Genomic DNA, 18,053 nt, shown 5'->3' with positions numbered 1-18,053 from the left:
CCGTGAAGGGCTCCTTGAGGGAATCTGATTCCCTCAAGGAGCCCTTCACGGACCATTGTCCTTTGAGCGCGCTACCCCAGTCGGGAACCCGCCCTTTCGGGTATCACTACTTCTTCGGCACTCCCAGCGCGGCCAGCGCCGGACCGGCCATGATCACGCCGTTGCCAGTCACCGCGTCGAACCCGGGCGCGCCGAGGTCGATCGCGCTCGACACCAGCGCCGTGCGGACGTCCGCCGGGGTCGCGGACGGCTTGCCGGACAGCAGCAGCGCGGCGATCGCCGCCGCGTGCGGGGCCGCCGCCGAGGTCCCGAAGAACGGCTGGAAGCCGGTCACCGAGGTGGCCACGCCGTCGGCCGCGGTGATGTCCGGCTTCGCGCGGGTCGCGCCGCCGGTCGAGGACACGTTGCCCGGGGTCAGCTCGGTGCCGTCGGCGTTGTAGAAGAGGTGCCGCTGGCCGTCGGAGGTGAAGCGCTCCCACTTGCTGGCCGAGGTGAACAGGCCCGGGTACGGGCCGGCCGGGTTCGCCGGGTCGCCGGTCTCCAGCGGACGCCCGAACGCGGCCGCCGCCGGGGCCGCGGCCACCGAGAACGCCGCTGCCGCCGCCGAGTGGCCCGAGGTGACGCCCGCCGTGCTGAAGCCCTTGAGCGAACCGGAGTCGACGAACCGGCCGCGGACCACGTTGACCGCGAAGAACCGGTCCGCACCGCTGTACTTGACCACCGCGAGGCGGTAACCGGAGCCGGACGTCGGCACGGTCAGGCTCTCGTACGGGTTCTGCGAACCGTCCTGCGCGTTGGCGCTGGAGGCGACGACGCTGCCGGAAGCGTTGAGCAGGAACAGGTCGTAGTCGTTGGCCGAATGTCCCCACGGGTCCGACCAGAACAGCGTCACCGGCCTGCCGAGCGAGCCCGGCGACAGCGGGTCGGTGGTCTGCACGCCGGCGCCCGGGTCGAAGTCGTGCGGGGTGCCGGTGACGCCCGGCAGCGTAGTGCCGGACGAGCGGAAGTCGCCCTCGTAGTAGCCGCTGCTGCCGTCGGTGAGGTTGCCGGAGTTGCCCGCGGAGGAGAAGTAGAGCGCGCCGGCCGCGGTCACGTCGTTGACCGCCTGCGCGACCTGCGTGTCCTGGAACGGCGACTCGTCGAAGTACGCGACGTCGTCGACGATCACCGTGCACTTGCCGGTGTTGCGCAGCGCGCGGATGTTGTCCGCGAAGCTCGATTCGCTGGTGAAGGCGGTCGCGAAGCCGAGCGTCGCGCCCGGGGCGAGGTCGTGGACGATCTCCAGCATCGCGGTGCCCTCGTCGCCGCTGCCTGCCTGGCCGGGCAGCACGTCGACTGCTGGCAGTTCGCCAGCGTCCTGCGACTTCTTCAGCGAGTTGACCCCGTCGGAAAGCACGCAGACCTTCACGCCGGTGCCGTTCACGCCGTAATCCGTGCGGGCGGTGTCCGCGCCGTGGGCTTTGTCCCCTTCGGACACCTGCACGGCGGCGACGGCCTTCTTGGCCAGCTGCTGACGCTGTGCGGCGGGCTCGTTCCAGGTCATCGCCTGCGTCGCGGGCTGGACCTGGCGGACATCGCCGCGCGCCGCGATCCGGTCCACCGCGTTCAGCGGCAGCTGGGCGCGAACCGAGCCATTGGACGAAGTGGACTGAACCGTGCCGCCCGCGGCGCGCACGGCCTTCGCGATCTCGGCGCCCGCGGTTCCCGCGATGTCCACCGAAACCGTGCCGGTCTGGCTGACCGGCAGGCCGGTGCGGTAATCCGGGAGCAGCGCGGCCAGACCGCGGTCGGCGCGCAGGCGCTTCTCCACGACAAGCTGGCTGGACTGCTTCCGCTCGGCCGGGCTGAGGGTCTTCTTGATCCCCTGCAGCGCGCTGATCCCGGCTCCGGAGCGCGCGTTCGCCGCGTCCGCCGCGGACGGCTGCGCGACGGCGACCCCGCTCCCGGCGAGCACGACCCCGACCGCGAGGGGCGCGGAATACGCGACCACCCGGCTGGTTCTTCTCATGACAACTCCCGTCCTAGCCCCCGGCCACCGACTGTGGTCACGTGAATCTAAAGAGCGACCGCGAGTAAGACCACCGACCAAAGTGGTATCTGCCCGGATGGCCCATCTGGTGAGATTCAGACGGGCCGTTCCGGGGTGCGAAGCGGAGCTGGCACTCTGCTCAGGTGGCGAACCTGGGGAGGGATTTCGCGCGGCTGTGGGCCGCGTACGCGATCAGCACCGCGGGCAGCACGGTCGGCGCGGGCGCGCTCGGGCTGGTCGCGGTGCTCGTGCTCGACGCGCCCGCGTGGCAGGTCTCCCTGATCACCGCCATCTCGGCCGCGTCCAGCGCGGTTCTCGCTTTCCCGCTCGGGCCGCGCGTCGAGTTCGCCCGCAAACGCCCCGCGATGATCACCGGAGACCTGGTCCGCTGCGCGGCCTTGGCGAGTGTTCCGTTGGCCGCCGCACTGCACGTGCTGACCATGCCGCAGCTTTATGCCGTCGACATCGTCGTGGCCACCGCGGCCGTGATCTTCTCCGCGGCCAGCGGCGCGCACCTCAAAACCCTTGTCGCGCCGGACGAGCGGGCAGTCGCGTTGAGCCGTTTCGAGAGCACCGATTGGATCTGCTGGTCAGCCGGACCTCCGCTGGGCGGCGTCTTGATCAGCGCGCTCGGCGCTACCGCGACGATGCTCATCGACGCTTTCTCGTTCCTGTTGTCCGCGCTCGGAATCCGTCGCCTGCGTGCACCGGAGCCGCCGCCTGTTGTCGCGGCGGATCCTGCGCGTCGCGGGTTCACCGACGGATGGCGTTACCTCCTGCGCAGTCCCGAACTACGGCCGCTGTTCTTCAACTCGGTGTTGTTCAGCGGCGCCGTCCTTTGGGTCACGCCGCTGCAAACCGTGCTGATGCTGCGGGATCTCGGCTTCGCGCCGTGGGAATACGGCCTCGTGCTCGGAGTTCCTTGCCTTGGCGGGTTGCTCGGAGCCCGTCTCGTGCCGACTCTCAGTTCTCGATACGGTGCACCGAAAGTGTTGCTGTGGACCAGTTTCGCGCGTACGCCGTGGTTGCTCGTGCTGCCGTTCGCCATTTCCGGAGCTGCCGGAGTCGCCCTGCTGATCGCCGCGAACTTCGGGCTGTTGCTGGTGGCGGGCATCTTCAACCCGACCTATTCGGCGTACCGCCTGTCGCTGATCGACGATGCCGTGCTGACCCGGACGCTCACCGCCTGGTCGACCGGAACCCGTACCGCCAAACCGATTTTCATCACCCTCGGCGGGATCGCCGCCGGGGTGCTCGGCCTGCGCTTCTCCCTGGGGATCGGCGCTGTCCTCTGTCTGCTCAGCGCCGCGGCTTTGCCCGCCCGCCGAGCTGGGTGATCAGTTTTTGTCGGTGGTGGCGGTTACCGTGGCTGCCATGTTCAAGATCGACCGCGCGACCGCTGCCGACGCCGCCGCGCTCAGCGACCTCATGCACTCGTCCTCGGCCTATCAAGGCCAATACGCCTCGATCCTGGAGGGATACGCCGTCACTGCGGATTACCTTCGTCAGCACCAGGTTCTGGTCGCGCGCGGACCTTCGGGACCAGTCGGGTTCGCCGCGCTTACTGATGCCGAGCTAGACCTGTTGTTCGTCGCCGACGACGCGCAGGGAACGGGGTTGGGTGCGCGACTTGTCCAGCACATCCTCGCCGCGGCAAGGGAAAACGGGCTGGCTGAGGTACGGGTGGTGTCGCATCCGCCCGCGGTGAGGTTCTACGAACGCATGGGCGCCCGGCAGATCGGAACTGTCCCGCCGAAACCGCCGAGGATCTCGTGGTCTCGTCCGGAGCTGGTGTTTTCCTTGCCAGAGTCCGGAAACAACAGCGCCCCGGCCCGCGAAACCACCGCGGGCCAGGGCGACCGTCGAAGAATCAGAAGTTGATCATATGACCGGCCAGTCCGTGCACCGCTTCCTTGACCGCCTCGCCCAGTGTCGGGTGCGCGTGCACGTTGCGCGAAACCTCGTGCACCGTAAGGTCCCACTGCTGCGCCAGCGTCAGCTCCGGCAGCAGCTCCGTCACGTCCGGACCGATGAGGTGCGCGCCGAGCAGTTCGCCGTATTTCGCGTCGCTCAGCACCTTCACGAAGCCCGCCGCGTCGCCGAGGCCGTGCGCCTTGCCGTTGGCCGTGAACGGGAACTTCGACACCTGGACGTCAAAGCCCTTCTCGCGCGCCTGTTCCTCGGTCCAGCCGAAGCTCGCGATCTGCGGCTGGCAGTAGGTCGCGCGCGGGATCATCACGAAGTCCAGTTCCATGGTCTCCGCGCCGGCGATCGTCTCCGCCGCCACGATGCCCATCGACTCCGACGCGTGCGCCAGCATCAGCTTCGCCGTCACGTCGCCGATCGCGAACAGGTGCGGCACGTTCGTCCGGCCGCGGCCGTCGATCGCGATCGCGCCGCGCTCGGTGAGCTCGACGCCGGTGTTCTCCAGTCCGTAGCCCTCGACGTTCGGCCGGAACCCGATGGCCTGCAACACCTTGTCCGCCTCGAGCACCTGCTGCTCGCCGTTCTTCGACACGGTCACCAGCACCTTGGAGCCCGAGTCGTCGATCGCCTCGACCTTCGTGCCCAGCAGCACCTTGATCCCCAGCTTGCGGTAGCGCTTCGCCAGTTCGGCCGACACCTCGGCGTCCTCGAGCGGCACCATCCGGTCGAGGAACTCGACGATCGTCACGTCCACGCCGTAGTTGCGCAGCACGTAGGCGAACTCCACGCCGATCGCGCCCGCACCAGCGATCACGATGCTGCCCGGCAGCTCGCTTTCGAGGATCTGCTTCTCGTAGGTGACCACGCGCTCGCTGCGCTGCGTGCCCGGCAGCAGCCGAGCCGTCGCGCCGGTCGCGATGATGCCGTAGGTGAAGGTGATCCGCTCGCCGTTCACCTCGAGGGTGTTGGCGTCCACGAAGGTGCCGCGCCCGTCGTACTCGGTGATCTTGTTCTTCTTCATCAGGAAGTGCACGCCCTTGACGCGCCCGTCCGCGACCTTGCGGCTGCGCTCGTACGCCGCGGTGTAGTCGAACCGGATCTCCCCGTCGGAGGAGATGCCGTAGGTCTTGGCCTCCTCCTTCACCGTGTGCGCGAGCTCGGCGTTGCGCAGCAGCGCCTTCGAAGGGATGCAGCCGACGTTGAGGCACACCCCGCCCCAGTACTTCTCTTCCACGACCGCCACGCTCAGGCCCAGCTGCGAAGCCCGGATCGCCGCGACGTACCCACCGACTCCGGCCCCGAGGACCACCACGTCATAGTCTGCGCTCATACCGTTGAAACTACCCGCCGCGCCCGCTCGGGGCGGCGTGACGGCGCCCGCTTTCAGAACCGCCGCTCGTCCCGGCGCGAGCTCGGACGGCGGATCCTGGCGATGCTCGCCGGAATCGGACGGCACCGGCTCGGTGACGCGGCTTCGGGCGCGGCTGAATCGTCCACAGTGGTCGCCGTCGCGCCGAGCCGGACCGCCGGATCCGGTTGTCAGACCGGCGGGCGCACGCCCCGGATCTCGGCCAGCAACTCGGTCACCGCGGCCATGATCCGCGCGGTCGCCTCCTCCAGCACGTCCCTGGTCAGCTCCCGCCCGCGCAGGTCGGCGAGCTCGACCGGCGGCCCGGCGAGGAACTCGATCTTCCGCCGCGGCAGGACGCGCGGAAACGGCGAGCCGGCGGGAAGCAGTTCGTGTGTGCCCCAGTTCGCGACCGGAATCACCGGCACGCCGGTCTCCAGCGCGATCCGCGCCGCGCCGGTCTTGCCCTTCGCCGGCCAGCCGTCCGGGTCCGCGGAAAGCCCGGCCTCCGGGAAGATCGCCACGCATTCGCCCGCCCGCACCGCGGCGACGGCGTCGCGGTACGCACCCGCCGCGGTCGGCGCACCGCGGTGGACCGGGATGTGCTTGCCCGAACGCATCACCGACTTGATCACCGGCGCGTTCCACAGGCTCGCCTTCGCCAGGTACCGCGGCACCCGCCCGGAGCCGAGGCAGAACGCGGTGAGCGTCGTCGGGTCGGCGTTCGACAGGTGGTTGGAGGCCACCACGACCCCGCCCGATTCCGGGATGTTCCGCGCGCCGCGCACGCGGAACCGGCTCGTCAGCGCGAGCAGCTGCCAGACGACCTCGATCGCGAAGTGGTACCAGGCTCCCCTGCCGGACTTCGCGAACCGCCTGCCGTACTTCTGCATGCCGCGGAAGCCGAGCAGCTCCCCTTCGAGCGGGGTCCAGTTGTCCCGGGTCCGGGTGCGCAGCGCCATGAGCGTCATTCGTAGCGGAAGACGCTCCGGTTCGGCGCCGCGCGGACCCGGGACGCGGCGGGAATCACACCCGCTCGAGCACCACCACGGGGATCTCGCGGTCGGTCTTCTTCTGGTAGTCGTTGTAGGCGGGCCACACCGCGGCGAGCTTCTCCCAGAGCCGGGCGCGTTCCTCGCCGGTCGCGGTCCGGGCGCGCGCGGTGAACTTGTCCGCCCACACCTGCACGCCGACCTCGGGGTTCTCCTGCAGGTTCAGATACCAGCCGGGGTGGTTCTCCGCGCCGCCCTTCGAGGCGACGATCACCGGGTTGCCGTTGTCCTCCTGGTAGATGAGGGCGAACTTGCGGTCCTGACCCGTCTTGCGGCCCTTCGTGGTGAGCACCAGCGTCGGCACGCCCTCTTGCCAGTCGTGCCCGACCTGCCCGTCGGTCTCCTCGTAACGGCGAACGTGCTCGTCACCGAACAGCATGCGGATTTCCTTTCGTTCGACTTCCGCGCTCGACAGCCCGGACCTGCCCTCCCACCCTGCCGCGAACCGGTCGGTCGCGCTGATCAGCTCGTGCAGCGTGCCCGGTTCGTCGAAGGCGTGCCCGGCGTCGCCGATCATCTTCAGCTCGGCGCCCGGCAGCACCTGTGCGAGTTCCCAGGCGGTGGTGGCGGGAGTGACCACGTCGTACCTGCCCTGCACCAGAACACACGGGATGCCCGAGAGCTTCCCGGCGCCGCGGATCAGCTGGTCAGGGGCGAGCCAGCCGCCGTGGCGGAAGTAGTGGTTCTCGATCCGCGCGATCGCGAGCGCGAACTCCGGCTCGGCGAACGCGGCCACCACTTCTTCCTGCGGCGTGAACTTGACGGTCTCGCCCTCCCACCGGCTCCAGGCGAGCGCGGCGGGCCCGTGCACGTTCGGATCCGGATGATTCAGCAGTTCGTGGTAGACCTCCAGCAGGTCGCCACCGCGGCGCGCGTACGGCACCGGCGCGAGAAAGCGCGACCACGCCTCCGGAAACACGCACGCCGCGCCCCCGCCGAAGAGCCACTGCACTTCTTTCAGCCGCAGCGTCGCGACGCCGCGGAGAACCAGCTCGGTCACCCGCTCCGGATGCGTCTCCGCGTACGCGAGCGCGAGCACGCTCCCCCACGAGCCGCCGAACAGCTGCCAGCGGTCGATGCCGCGATCCTCGCGCAATTGCTCCATATCGGACACCAGGTGCCAGGTCGTGTTCACCGACAGGTCGACGTCCGGCTCGCTGCAATGCGGCGTGCTCCGGCCGCAGCCGCGCTGGTCGAACAGCACGATCCGGTAGCGCTCCGGGTCGAACAGCCGCCGGTGCCGCGCGGACGCGCCGCCCCCGGGCCCGCCGTGCAGGAACGCGACCGGTTTGCCCTCGGGATTGCCGCATTCCTCCCAATACAGCGTATTGCCGTCTCCGACCGGCAGCATCCCGTGGTCGTACGGATCGAGTTCCGGGTACAGACCGAGCATGCAGCCACTATGCCCGACCTCGGCCGCGTCCCGCTGAGGGTCCACTGTGGACGCGCGGACAACGCCGAGAGGGGCCGGTTAGGCTTCCCTCATGGCGAAGGTACTGGTGGTGGAGGACGACGCGGCGATCGGCAGCGTCCTCGACTCCGCGCTGCGCGGGCACGGCCACACAGTGCAATGGTGCCGGGACGGCCGGAGCGCGCTGCGCGAGACCTCGGCCGATCTCGTGCTGCTGGACCTGGGCCTCCCGGACGTCGACGGCGTCGAGGTGTGCCGGCGGCTGCGCACGGCCATGCCGGGCGCGGTGCTGGTGATCCTGACCGCGCGGGCGGACGAGATGGACGTCGTGGTCGGGCTCGAGGCCGGTGCCGACGACTACCTCACCAAGCCCATCCGGCTGGCCGAACTGCTCGCCAGGGTGCGCGCGCACCTCCGCCGCGGCGCGCCCGCCGCACCGTCGACGCCGGTCGTGCGGATCGGCGCGCTGGAGGTCGACATCGCGAGCAGGCGGGTCAGCCTGAACGGCCGGGAGGTCGCGCTGCGGGCGCGGGAGTTCGACCTGCTCGCGCGGCTGGCCGTCCACCCGGGGCAGGCGGTCAGCCGGGACACGCTGATGTCCGACGTGTGGGACTCGCACTGGCACGGCTCCACCAAGACGCTCGACGTGCACATCGCCGCGCTGCGCCGCAAGCTCGCCTCGGCCGCCGAGTCGCCGTACGAGGTGCCGAGGATCGCGACCTTGCGCGGACACGGATACCGGTTGGAAGGGGACTGAACGGAGTGCGCCGCCGGATCGTGACGCTCACCGTCCTCGCGTCGGTGCTGGCCACGAGCCTGTTCGGACTGCCGCTCGCCGTCGGGGCGCTGTGGTACTTCCGCACGCACACCACGTCCGCGCTGGAGCGGGCCGCCGACGGCACGGCCGTCGTGGTGTCCGACGCGCTCGCCGCCGGCGAACCTTTCCAGGTACCGGACAACGAGGACGGCGCCGAGGTCGGCGTCTACGACCCGAAGGGCCACCTCCTCGCCGGAGACGGCCCGCCCACTGCGGACGACGTCGTGCGCGGAGTCGGCGCGACCCGCAGCGACATGCTGAACCAAAAGGTCGGCGACGAGGACGTGCTGGCCGTCCCGGTGCTGACCGGGGCTCGCCTCACCGGCATCGTGCGCGCGGCGCTCCCCCGGTCCGCGCTGACCCGCGACGTCGGCATCACCTGGCTGGTGATGGCCGGCTGCGCGATCGGCGCGGTGCTCGCGAGCTGGCTCGTCGCCCGCCGAATCGCCGCGCGGCTGACCCGTCCCCTGGAAGACCTCGCCTGCGCTGCCGCACGCCTGGGCGAAGGCGATTTCTCCGCTCGATCCCGACGCTCGGCGATCCCGGAAATAGACCGCGTCGGTGCGGCCCTGGACGTCACTGCGACCCGCATCGGCGAAACCCTGGAACGAGAACGCGCCTTCTCCGCCGAAGCTTCACACCAACTGCGTACTCCACTGGCTGGGCTCCGCCTGCAACTGGAATCCGCCCTGGAAACCCCCGGCCGCGACCCCTATGCCGCGGTGCGCGCCGGAATCACCGCCGCCGACCGATTGGAACGCACCGTCGAAGACCTGCTCGCGCTGTCCCGGGAACGCCGCACCCCTCGCGACGAACTGGACCTCACCGCCCTCCTGGCCGAGCTGACCGAAGGCCCGCTGCCCGAACACCGGGAGCTACGCCTGGAAATCACCGACCCACCGCCAGTCCGCGCGTCGGCCCCCGCGGTCCGGCAAGTGCTCGCAGTGCTGCTGGACAACGCGCTGAACCACGGCGAAGGCACCATCACCGTCCGAGCCCGTGACGCTGGCGGAGCGCTGGCCGTAGACGTCGTCGACGAAGGCCCGGACCTCGGCGAACGCGACCCGTTCGCCGACCACGCCCCCGGCGGGCACGGCATAGGCCTCCGCCTGGCCAGAAGCCTGGCCGAAGCCGAAGGCGGCCGCTTACGCCTGTCGCGGCCCGATCCGCCGACGTTCACGTTGCTGCTTCCGGAAGCCCCCGCTTCCTGACCTGGCTGTGCCAGCACCTCGCTGCTCGCGCCCACCAGCGGAATCCCGACCGCACCCGAAGCCGCCGGCACTGACGGCGCCGCCCGTTCGCGCACCGACCTGCCGCGACCCGCTCTCGCTGACGGAGCCGACGCACCCGGAACCGCGCATCGTCCTCGCAGATCGCCCCAAGTCGCTCAGCCCGCCCGGCCTGCGCGCCGATTGGGCCCACCCGAGCAACGCCCCCACTGCCCCGCTGCCCCCGCACCCGGAATCCGGAGCGCCTTCACCCAGTGCCCCAATCCCGCCCGCCGAACCAGCCCGTGCCCGACAACCGGGTGCCACGGATCAGCGCCCGCCGCCCACCTGGCCCGTGCCGGATGACAGGCACCACCCGAACAACACACCCCAGCCCGGCCCGCACCAACAGCTCCACACCGCCCGCCACCGCCCGATCCCCGCTGGTCAACCCGCCGCCGCGGACGCGCGTCACCGATCACTTACAGTCATTCCCGGCCCGGAAGCCCGAACCTTCCCGGGCCGCACCACCCCGAAGGAACCAACCCCGAGAGCGCAATGAATCACCCACCACCACCCTCAATCCACAACAGATCTCGGTTTTCGGGGCAGTTTTCGATCGATACCGTGGCTCGAAGTCGACAGTGGCGTCACAATGAATCGCTAGGAGCCGCCCGGTGAGCACCACCTCCTCCAGTCCCGCACGCGGGAGGATCGCCACGGCGATGCTGCGCCGCAAACCGGTCACCGATCTGGTGGCCGAGGCGGACCACGGGCCGCTGAAGCGGTCGCTCGGGCTCAGTCAGCTGACCATGCTCAGCATCGGGGCTACCCTGGGCAGCGGGATTTTCGTGGTGCTCGGCGAGGCGGTCCCGGTGGCCGGGCCCGCGGTCGTGGTCTCGTTCGTGCTCGCCGGGATCACCGCGTTGTTCTCCGCGCTTTCCTACGCCGAGCTGGCGGGCATGATCCCGCTGTCGGGTTCCTCTTACTCCTACGCGTACGCGACGCTCGGCGAATTGATCGCGTGGGTGTGCGGCTGGTGTCTGGTGCTGGAGTACGGCGTCTCGGTCGCGTCCGTCGCGGTCGGGTGGGGGCAGTACGTCAACGAACTGCTGCACTTGGCGTTCGGAGTCACGTTGCCGGAGGCGCTCAGCGGGCCGCCGGGGGACGGCGGGCTCGTCAACATTCCGGCGATTGTCGTGGTGCTGCTGGCGATGGTGCTGTTGCTGTCCGGCGCGAAGGAAAGCGCGCGGGCCAACGCGATCATGGTCGTGGTGAAGATCGGCACGCTGATTCTGTTCTGCGCCATCGCGTTCACCGCCGTCCGGGCCCAGAACTTCACTCCGTTCCTGCCGCTCGGGCTGGCCGGGATGAGCGCGGGCGGGGCGAAATTGTTCTTCTCCTACATCGGGTTCGACGCCGCCTCCACCGCAGGCGAGGAGGCGCGCAACCCGCAGCGGGACCTGCCGCGCGCGATTCTGTTGTCGCTGGCCATCGTGACCGTGCTCTACTGCCTCGTCGCGTTCGCCGCGATCGGCGCGCTGCCCTGGCAGGAGTTCGGCGACAAGCAGGCCGCGCTGTCGCACGTGCTCACCACGATCTCCAGCAACCCGCTCTGGGCGATTCTGCTCGCGATCGGCGCGATCGTGGCGATCTCCAGCGTCGTGCTGACCGTCCTCTACGGACAGACGCGGATCCTCTTCGCCATGTCCCGCGACGGGCTCGTGCCGAAGTCGCTGTCCACGGTTCATCCGAAGACCGGCGTGCCGCGCACCAACACGCTCGTAGTGTCCGGGTTCGTCGCGGTGCTCGCCGCCTTCATCCCGCTCGGCAAGCTCGCCGACGCCACCAGCATTGGGACGTTGTTCGCGTTCGGGCTGGTCAACATCGCCGTGCTGATTTTGCGCAAGCGCCGTCCCGAAGCCGAACGCACTTTCCGGGTGCCGTTCTCGCCGGTCACGCCGATCCTGGGCGTGGCATGCTGTGCCTACATGATGTTCAGCCTCGACGGGGCGACCTGGATCGTGTTCGGCGCGTGGATGCTGCTCGGCCTCGTCATCTACTTCGGCTACAGCATCCGCCGCTCGCGGCTCGCGGAGGTCCGATGATCATCGCCGTCCACCAAGGACCGCACGACCGGCTGCCCGAGGCAATGGCCGCGGCGGCGGAGCGCGGGGCCGACCTGGTCGTGACCGCTGAAATGGGCACGACGGGGTACAACATCGGCGCGAAAGCCGTCGCCGAGCTGGCCGAACCGGCGGACGGACCGCGCGCGGTCGAGCTGGGCGCGTTGGCTGCCAAGCACAAGATCGGGCTGGTCTACGGCTACCCCGAACGCGACGGCGACGCGGTGTACAACTCGGCGCAATTGCTGTCCGCGCAAGGGGAACGGCTCGCGAACTACCGCAAGACCCATCTGTTCGGCGACCTCGATCGCGACCAGTTCTCCCCCGGCGACGAGCCGGTGGTGCAGGCCGATTTCAACGGCCTCCGCGCCGGTCTGCTGATCTGTTACGACGTCGAGTTTCCCGAACTGGTCCGCGCGCACGCGCTCGCGGGCACGCAGGTGCTGCTCGTTCCGACCGCGCTGATGCGGCCGTACGAGCGCGTCGCCGACCTGCTCATTCCGGTTCGTGCGCACGAAAGCCAGCTGTACGTCGTGTACGCGAACCGCTGCGACACCGAAGGCGAGCTGAGCTACTGCGGACGCTCGACAGTCGCGTCGCCGGACGAAGTCGTCGCGAAAGCCGGGCCGGACGAAGAGCTGCTCATCGCCGACCTCGACCCCGCCGTGCTCGCTCAAGCGCGAGCCGAAACCCCGTACCTGGCCGACCGACGGCCGTCGCTGTACCGCTCTCTCACCGAAGGACCCCGGGCATGACCTCCGCAGTTCCCGCCGCGATCCACGCCGAGGAACCGGCCGGCAGGCCGATCACGATGTTCGGCCCCGATTTCCCGTTCGCCTACGACGATTACCTCGCGCATCCAGCCGGGCTCGGCACGGTGCCGGAGCGGGCGCACGGCACCGAGGTCGCGGTGATCGGCGGCGGCCTTTCCGGCATCGTGGCCGCCTACGAACTGATGAAGCTCGGGCTGCGGCCGGTCGTGTACGAGATCGACGGGATCGGCGGACGGCTGCGCACGCACCGCTTCCCCGGCCTGCCCGACGACGTCGTCGCCGAGATGGGCGCGATGCGGTTCCCGCCGGCGTCCACGTCGCTGTTCCACTACCTCGACACGGCCGGGCTCGAAACCACGCCGTTCCCGAACCCGCTCTCGCCCGCTACGCCGAGCACGGTCGTCGATCTCAAGGGCCGCAGCCATTACGCGCGCACGCCCGAAGATCTGCCCGACGTGTACGGCGAAGTGGCGAAGGCGTGGCAGCGCACGCTCGATGAGCACGCGTCGTTCGCCGAGATGCAGACCGCGATCCGCAATCGCGACGCCGCGACGGTCAAAAAGATCTGGAACGAGCTGGTGCCCCGGCTCGACAACCAGACCTTCTACGGATTCCTGTGCGATTCCCCGGCCTTTTCCTCGTTCCAGCATCGAGAGATCTTCGGGCAGGTCGGATTCGGCACCGGCGGCTGGGACACCGACTTCCCGAACTCGATTCTCGAAATCCTCCGGGTGGTCTATACCGGCGCGGACGACGAGCACCGCAGCATCGTCGGCGGCAGCGAGCAGCTCCCGCGACGGCTGTGGGAACACGTCCCGGACGAGCTCGCGCACTGGCCGTCCGGCACGAATCTGGCTTCACTGCACGAAAACGGCCAGCCGCGACCGGGTGTCACGCGGCTGCACCGCACCGCGCCGAACAACATCACCGTCACCGACGAGTCCGGCCACATCCGCACGTTCCCGGCCGCGGTGTTCACCGCGCAGAGCTGGATGCTGCTGTCGAAGATCGAATGCGACGAAGCGCTGTTCCCGATCGACCACTGGACCGCCATCGAGCGCACGCACTATATGGCTTCCTCCAAGGTGTTCGTGCCCGTCGACCGCCCGTTCTGGCTCGACCCGGACCCGGCCACCGGCCGCGACACGATGAGCATGACGCTCACCGACCGGATGCCGCGCGGCACCTACCTTCTCGGCGACGACCCGGACCGGCCCGCGGTGATCTGCCTGTCCTACACGTGGGCCGACGATTCGCTGAAGTGGCTGCCGCTTTCGGTGTCCGACCGCGTCGAGGTGATGTTGCAGTCGCTGCGCGAGATCTACCCCGGCGTCGACGTGCGGCGGCACATCGTGGGCGACCCGGTGACCGTGTCGTGGGAGGCCGAACCGCATTTCATGGGCGCGTTCAAGGCGAACCTGCCCGGGCATTACCGGTACCAGCACCGGCTTTTCACCCACTTCGTGCAGGATTCACTACCCGAGCGCTACCGAGGTTTGTTCCTCGCGGGCGACGACATCTCGTGGACGGCGGGCTGGGCCGAGGGTGCGGTGCAGACCGCGCTCAACGCGGTGTGGGGCGTGCAGCGGCACTTCGGCGGCGCGAGCGATCCGGCGAATCCCGGTCCCGGCGACCGGTTCGAGGACCTCGCGCCGATCGAACTTCCGGACTGAGCGGGGCAGTCAAGCGATACCGCGCGGTAGCAGCCGAACGTGTTTCCGCTGCGACATTCCGCCCGGTTAATCCGCCTTACTGAACCGATCATGCCAAACTGATGCCATGAGCACCGATCCGGCGCCGAAGTGGCGGCGACTCGAACCGGACGAACGCAAAGAGCAGATCTACGCCTGTGCGGCGAGACTGTTCGGCGAACGACCGTATTCGGAAGTGTCCACTTCGGACATCGCGGCCGAGGCAGGCGTGGCCCGCGGACTGATCAATCATTATTTCGGAACGAAAAGGGAGTTGTACCTCGAAATAGTTCGGCGCGCGCTTACCGTGCCACGGATTGCGGTGCAGATTCTGCCGGACGGACCGCTGGAAGTGCGCGCGGACGCCGCCATCGACTGGCTGCTCGACATGGTGCGCGGGCAGGAGAAACTGTGGCTCGCCGCGATCGCGCCGGAGGGCATCGGCCGCGACCCGGAGGTGGACCGGATCGTCGCCGAGGCCGACCGCGCGTCGGCCGACCGCGTGCTGGAGGCGGTCGGGCTGTCCCGCGACAGCGCGCACGGCGAGGAGCTGAACGCCGCGGTGCGCGCGTTCGCCGGCATGGTGAAGGCGGCGGGCCGCGAGTGGCTCGTGCACCGCTCGCTCGACCGGCGCCAGGTCCACACGCTGCTCACGATGTCGCTCGTGACCGTGGTGGGCCAGGTGTTCCCCGCGATCCAGCATCCGCCCCAGCACTGAAGGCGCCGGAAGGAGAACCCCCGGCACCACGAGGGGGGAGGAAAGTGCCGGGGGCCCCTTCCGGAGGCAGGGCCCCGGTAGCTGTCCACGCTACGCCGGGAAAGCGTCGAATCGGTGTCGGTCGGCGCAGCGGCGGCCCGACTTTTCACCATGACCACGCGGACGGCCCAGTGTGCACGCCCGGCCGGAGCAATTTCGCGAATTTCACCCGTTCAGCTGGGCCAATCTGCAGGTGAGCCCGTCGAGGCATCGGCGGATCGCGAAGTCGAACAGTCGCGGATGGTAATCGGCCGCCGCTTCCGGGTCGCTGAGCAGCTCTTGCATCGAGCGCCCGAACGCGGCCATGCCGGGCAGGTCCTCGCGGTCGCGGTAGGAGGCGTACTCCTCGGTGTTGTCCAAGCGCAGCGCGAGGCTGCAGTCACGGTCGTCCTCCAGCGCGACGTACTGGCACGCAGTAGTGGTGAGGATGGTGTAGGCGAGCGAGCTCTCTTCTCCGAAGCCCGCGTCCAGCAGGATCCGCACACCGCGGTCCAGCGTGGGCGTGGTCGCGCCCACTGACGGGCCGAACGAGGCCATCCGGCGCGCGGTGCCCGGGTGTTTGCGCAGCAACTCGCGCAGGCCGGTCAGCAGTTCGACGAACCACTCCTGCCAGTCCAGCTCGTCGTCGGGCAGCCGCAACTGGCCGACGACCCGGTCGAGCACCGCGCACACCACCGCGTCCCGGTCCCCGACGTGGTGGTAGACGACCGCCGGGTACGCGCCGATCGCCGCGGCCAGCTGCCGCAGCGTCCAGTTTTCCAAGCCGCGTTCGACAGTGAGCCGCACCGCCGCGTCGATCACTTTTTTCGCGGTGACCGCGGGCAGCCCGGCGGCCGAACGGGACCGGGCGCGCTGTCCGGCACGCGGAGTCGGCATGCCGTGCACCGTAACCGGGAACCCGCCGGCTCGGCCACACGCGGTTCCGCGCTGCGGCATGATCGGGGCATGCCACGCGCACAGACCAACGGCCTCGAACTCGAGTACGACACGTTCGGCGACCCGGCTGCCCCGCCGATCGTCCTGGTGATGGGGCTCGGCGCCCAGATGATCACCTGGGAGGAGGGTTTCTGCGAGCTGCTCGCGAGCCGCGGCTTCCACGTCGTGCGCTTCGACAATCGCGACGCGGGCCTGTCCACCTGGTTCGACGAGCTGGGCGCGCCGGACCTCGCCGGGATCGTCGCGGGCACAGCGCCGGCTCCGTACCTGCTGTCGGACCTCGCGGACGACACTGTCGGGCTGTTCGACGCGCTCGGTTTCGCGAAGGCGCACGTCGTCGGCGCTTCGATGGGCGGGATGGTCGCGCAGCAGCTCGCGATCGACCACCCGGACCGGCTGCTGAGCTTGACGTCGATCATGTCGACGACCGGCGACCGCTCGGTCGGCCAGGTCTCGCCCGCCGCGCTGGCGACGCTCACCGGTTCGGTGCCGGAAACGCGCGAGGAGCAGATTGAACTGAGCGTCGCGAACTACCGCGTGACGGGGTCGCCGGGCTACCCGGCCACCGACGAGTACCTGCGGCGCAAGGCAACCCGCAACTACGACCGGGGACGGCACCCCGCCGGGATGCAGCGGCAGGCGGCCGCTGTCGTGGCGTCGGGCGACCGTACAGAACGACTGCACAGCGTCCGGTTGCCGACGGTGGTGCTGCATGGAGACTCCGACGTGATGATCGACGTCAGCGGCGGGAAGGCCACCGCGGCGGCGATTCCGGACTCGGAGCTGGTAATCGTTCCGGGCATGGGCCACGATCTGCCGGAACCGCTGTGGCCGGAGATCGTGGCCGCGATCGTCCGCGCGACCGCTCGCGCCTGACAGGGGTCAAGAAGCCGTCAAAAACCAGCGCCGGGGCGTACGGAACCTGTCCTTGCGCCCTGGGTTACGCGCCCGCGCGGGGTGCCATGGGGCATGCGTACTGAAGGACGGCTGGCCGGCGGGTTCGGTTTCCCGCTCGGTTGTGTGGCGGTGGTGACGGCCGCGATCGCGGCGGATCTTGCCGGGGCGACCGCGCATCCCGGTTATGCCGTGGCGGCCGTGGCGATCGCGGTCGGCGCAGTGGCAGTGATCACGACCCCGCTCGCGGTGGCCGGGCTGCTGGGGGTGGGCTGGGCGGTGCTTTCCGGGTTCGCCTACGGCCGGGCCGGGGACCTGCTTTTCACCGCGGCGACTGGCTGGGTCGCGGTGATTTTGGCTGGTGCGGCCGGGTTCGGGCTGGTCCTTGGCGCCGGATGGCGCGCGGTCCAGCGGGTTCGTCCGGTTTTCGCCGAGGCTGTCGTGCCGGAGCCGCGGAAGGCCGCCGAAGCCGGCCACCGCCGGGTGGCATCACTCTGAAATGGCTCGCCAAGGTGCGCGAAGGGCGCCAGGCTGACGGGGTATCACGTCGTCACCTTCGGAGGTCAGCCATGAGTGAAGCGCAACCGGCACCCAGCGACGGGGAGGGCGACGTCAAGCGGAAGTTCCGCGAGGCGCTGGAGCGGAAGCAGGCGAAGTCCCGGGAAGGGGCTGCACACGAGAACGCCGGACAGCAGGGGCAGCATGCGCATGGGCCTGCTGCTAACAAGCGAACTTTTCGGCGTAAGAGCGGCTGATCGCCGCTCCTCTTAGCGAGTCAGTGGGTGCGTGGGGGCACCCCGAAGCTTGATTGTGACTACGGTCTGGGGTTGCTTGTCAAGGCGGGAAAGATGCCTTGACAAGCAACCCCAGACCGCGTTTTGGCTTCGTATCGGGGTGCGGGGGTGGTGTGGGTGCCTCGATCGGTGAGTGCAGTCGCTGCGGTTCGCGAGCAAGTGGGGGCTAGCGCCCCAATGTGGCATTGGGTGCATGCGACGCACCGAACGCCACATTGGGTGCATCTGACGCACCCAATGCCACATTGGGGTTGTTTCATCGTGGTTTGTGCTGGTCAAGGTGTGTTGACT

At 69.4% G+C, this 18,053-nt stretch carries 16 protein-coding genes; 11 read left to right on the top strand and 5 right to left on the bottom strand.

The features are described 5' to 3' along the window. Nucleotides 1–106 precede the first annotated feature (106 nt). Nucleotides 107–2,008: a S8 family serine peptidase gene (locus ACFXI3_RS44065; protein WP_378407932.1), complete on the bottom strand. Its 1,902-nt coding sequence runs from the start codon at nucleotides 2,006–2,008 to the stop codon at nucleotides 107–109. Nucleotides 2,009–2,172: 164 nt separating this feature from the next. Between ACFXI3_RS44065 and ACFXI3_RS44060 the strand changes: the two genes are divergently transcribed. Together ACFXI3_RS44060 and ACFXI3_RS44055 are read left to right on the top strand one after the other, a co-directional pair. After that, nucleotides 2,173–3,366, top strand: coding sequence for an MFS transporter (locus ACFXI3_RS44060; RefSeq protein ID WP_378407930.1), 1,194 nt, complete (start codon nucleotides 2,173–2,175; stop codon nucleotides 3,364–3,366). 37 nt (nucleotides 3,367–3,403) lie between these two features. Further along, nucleotides 3,404–3,910 carry a GNAT family N-acetyltransferase gene (locus ACFXI3_RS44055; protein ID WP_378407928.1) on the top strand — a complete coding sequence of 169 codons (507 nt, stop codon included), beginning with the start codon at nucleotides 3,404–3,406 and terminating at the stop codon, nucleotides 3,908–3,910. Here ACFXI3_RS44055 and lpdA read toward each other — a convergent pair. The 3 genes from lpdA to pip all read right to left on the bottom strand — a co-directional run bounded on the left by lpdA (nucleotide 3,900) and on the right by pip (nucleotide 7,748). Then, entirely contained in the window at nucleotides 3,900–5,285 is a 1,386-nt protein-coding gene (gene lpdA / locus ACFXI3_RS44050; protein WP_344287069.1) for a dihydrolipoyl dehydrogenase, read from the bottom strand. The two genes, ACFXI3_RS44055 and lpdA, sit on opposite strands and share 11 nt — an antisense overlap. 209 nt (nucleotides 5,286–5,494) lie before the next feature. Next, on the bottom strand, nucleotides 5,495–6,274 hold the full coding sequence (locus tag ACFXI3_RS44045) for a lysophospholipid acyltransferase family protein (RefSeq protein WP_377926021.1): 780 nt from the start codon (nucleotides 6,272–6,274) through the stop codon (nucleotides 5,495–5,497). 55 nt (nucleotides 6,275–6,329) lie between these two features. After that, nucleotides 6,330–7,748, bottom strand: a complete 1,419-nt coding sequence (pip, locus tag ACFXI3_RS44040; RefSeq protein ID WP_378407924.1) for a prolyl aminopeptidase — start codon at nucleotides 7,746–7,748, stop codon at nucleotides 6,330–6,332. A gap of 91 nt (nucleotides 7,749–7,839) precedes the next feature. On the opposite strand from pip, the gene ACFXI3_RS44035 reads away from it, so the two are divergent. The 6 genes from ACFXI3_RS44035 to ACFXI3_RS44010 all read left to right on the top strand — a co-directional run bounded on the left by ACFXI3_RS44035 (nucleotide 7,840) and on the right by ACFXI3_RS44010 (nucleotide 15,099). Then, nucleotides 7,840–8,523, top strand: a complete 684-nt coding sequence (locus tag ACFXI3_RS44035; protein ID WP_378407922.1) for a response regulator transcription factor — start codon at nucleotides 7,840–7,842, stop codon at nucleotides 8,521–8,523. A 5-nt stretch (nucleotides 8,524–8,528) separates the two neighbouring features. Beyond that, on the top strand, nucleotides 8,529–9,794 hold the full coding sequence (locus tag ACFXI3_RS44030; protein ID WP_378407920.1) for a sensor histidine kinase: 1,266 nt from the start codon (nucleotides 8,529–8,531) through the stop codon (nucleotides 9,792–9,794). A gap of 722 nt (nucleotides 9,795–10,516) precedes the next feature. Further along, the gene (locus ACFXI3_RS44025; RefSeq protein ID WP_344287478.1) at nucleotides 10,517–11,899 is read left to right on the top strand and encodes an amino acid permease; all 1,383 of its coding nucleotides are present in this window, start codon (nucleotides 10,517–10,519) and stop codon (nucleotides 11,897–11,899) included. Then, entirely contained in the window at nucleotides 11,896–12,672 is a 777-nt protein-coding gene (locus ACFXI3_RS44020) for a carbon-nitrogen hydrolase family protein (protein WP_378407918.1), read from the top strand. Before ACFXI3_RS44025 ends, ACFXI3_RS44020 begins: the two co-directional genes overlap by 4 nt. After that, nucleotides 12,669–14,363, top strand: a complete 1,695-nt coding sequence (locus ACFXI3_RS44015; protein ID WP_378407916.1) for a flavin monoamine oxidase family protein — start codon at nucleotides 12,669–12,671, stop codon at nucleotides 14,361–14,363. Before ACFXI3_RS44020 ends, ACFXI3_RS44015 begins: the two co-directional genes overlap by 4 nt. 106 nt (nucleotides 14,364–14,469) lie before the next feature. Next, nucleotides 14,470–15,099, top strand: coding sequence for a TetR/AcrR family transcriptional regulator (locus tag ACFXI3_RS44010; protein WP_037715077.1), 630 nt, complete (start codon nucleotides 14,470–14,472; stop codon nucleotides 15,097–15,099). A gap of 204 nt (nucleotides 15,100–15,303) precedes the next feature. Here the strand turns inward: ACFXI3_RS44010 and ACFXI3_RS44005 are convergent, their stop codons facing one another. Next, nucleotides 15,304–16,014 (bottom strand): TetR family transcriptional regulator, encoded by a 711-nt coding sequence (locus ACFXI3_RS44005; protein ID WP_344287085.1) that lies wholly within the window; start codon nucleotides 16,012–16,014, stop codon nucleotides 15,304–15,306. 69 nt (nucleotides 16,015–16,083) lie between these two features. On the opposite strand from ACFXI3_RS44005, the gene ACFXI3_RS44000 reads away from it, so the two are divergent. The 3 genes from ACFXI3_RS44000 (at nucleotide 16,084) to ACFXI3_RS43990 (ending at nucleotide 17,723) form a co-directional block, all read left to right on the top strand. Next, complete coding sequence (locus tag ACFXI3_RS44000; protein ID WP_378407913.1) at nucleotides 16,084–16,950, top strand: alpha/beta fold hydrolase; 867 nt, start codon at nucleotides 16,084–16,086, stop codon at nucleotides 16,948–16,950. A 93-nt stretch (nucleotides 16,951–17,043) separates the two neighbouring features. After that, a complete protein-coding gene (locus ACFXI3_RS43995) occupies nucleotides 17,044–17,466 on the top strand; it encodes a hypothetical protein (protein ID WP_378407911.1) in 423 nt (140 codons plus the stop codon). A 71-nt stretch (nucleotides 17,467–17,537) separates the two neighbouring features. Continuing rightward, a complete protein-coding gene (locus ACFXI3_RS43990; RefSeq protein ID WP_344287092.1) occupies nucleotides 17,538–17,723 on the top strand; it encodes a DUF5302 domain-containing protein in 186 nt (61 codons plus the stop codon). Nucleotides 17,724–18,053: the final 330 nt, after the last annotated feature.

Source organism: Amycolatopsis sp. NPDC059235, from assembly GCF_042754125.1.
Classification (GTDB): Bacteria; Actinomycetota; Actinomycetes; order Mycobacteriales; family Pseudonocardiaceae; genus Amycolatopsis; species Amycolatopsis albidoflava.
The sequence above is the reverse complement of the archived record's forward strand: the minus strand, read 5'-3'. Positions and strand labels throughout refer to the sequence as shown.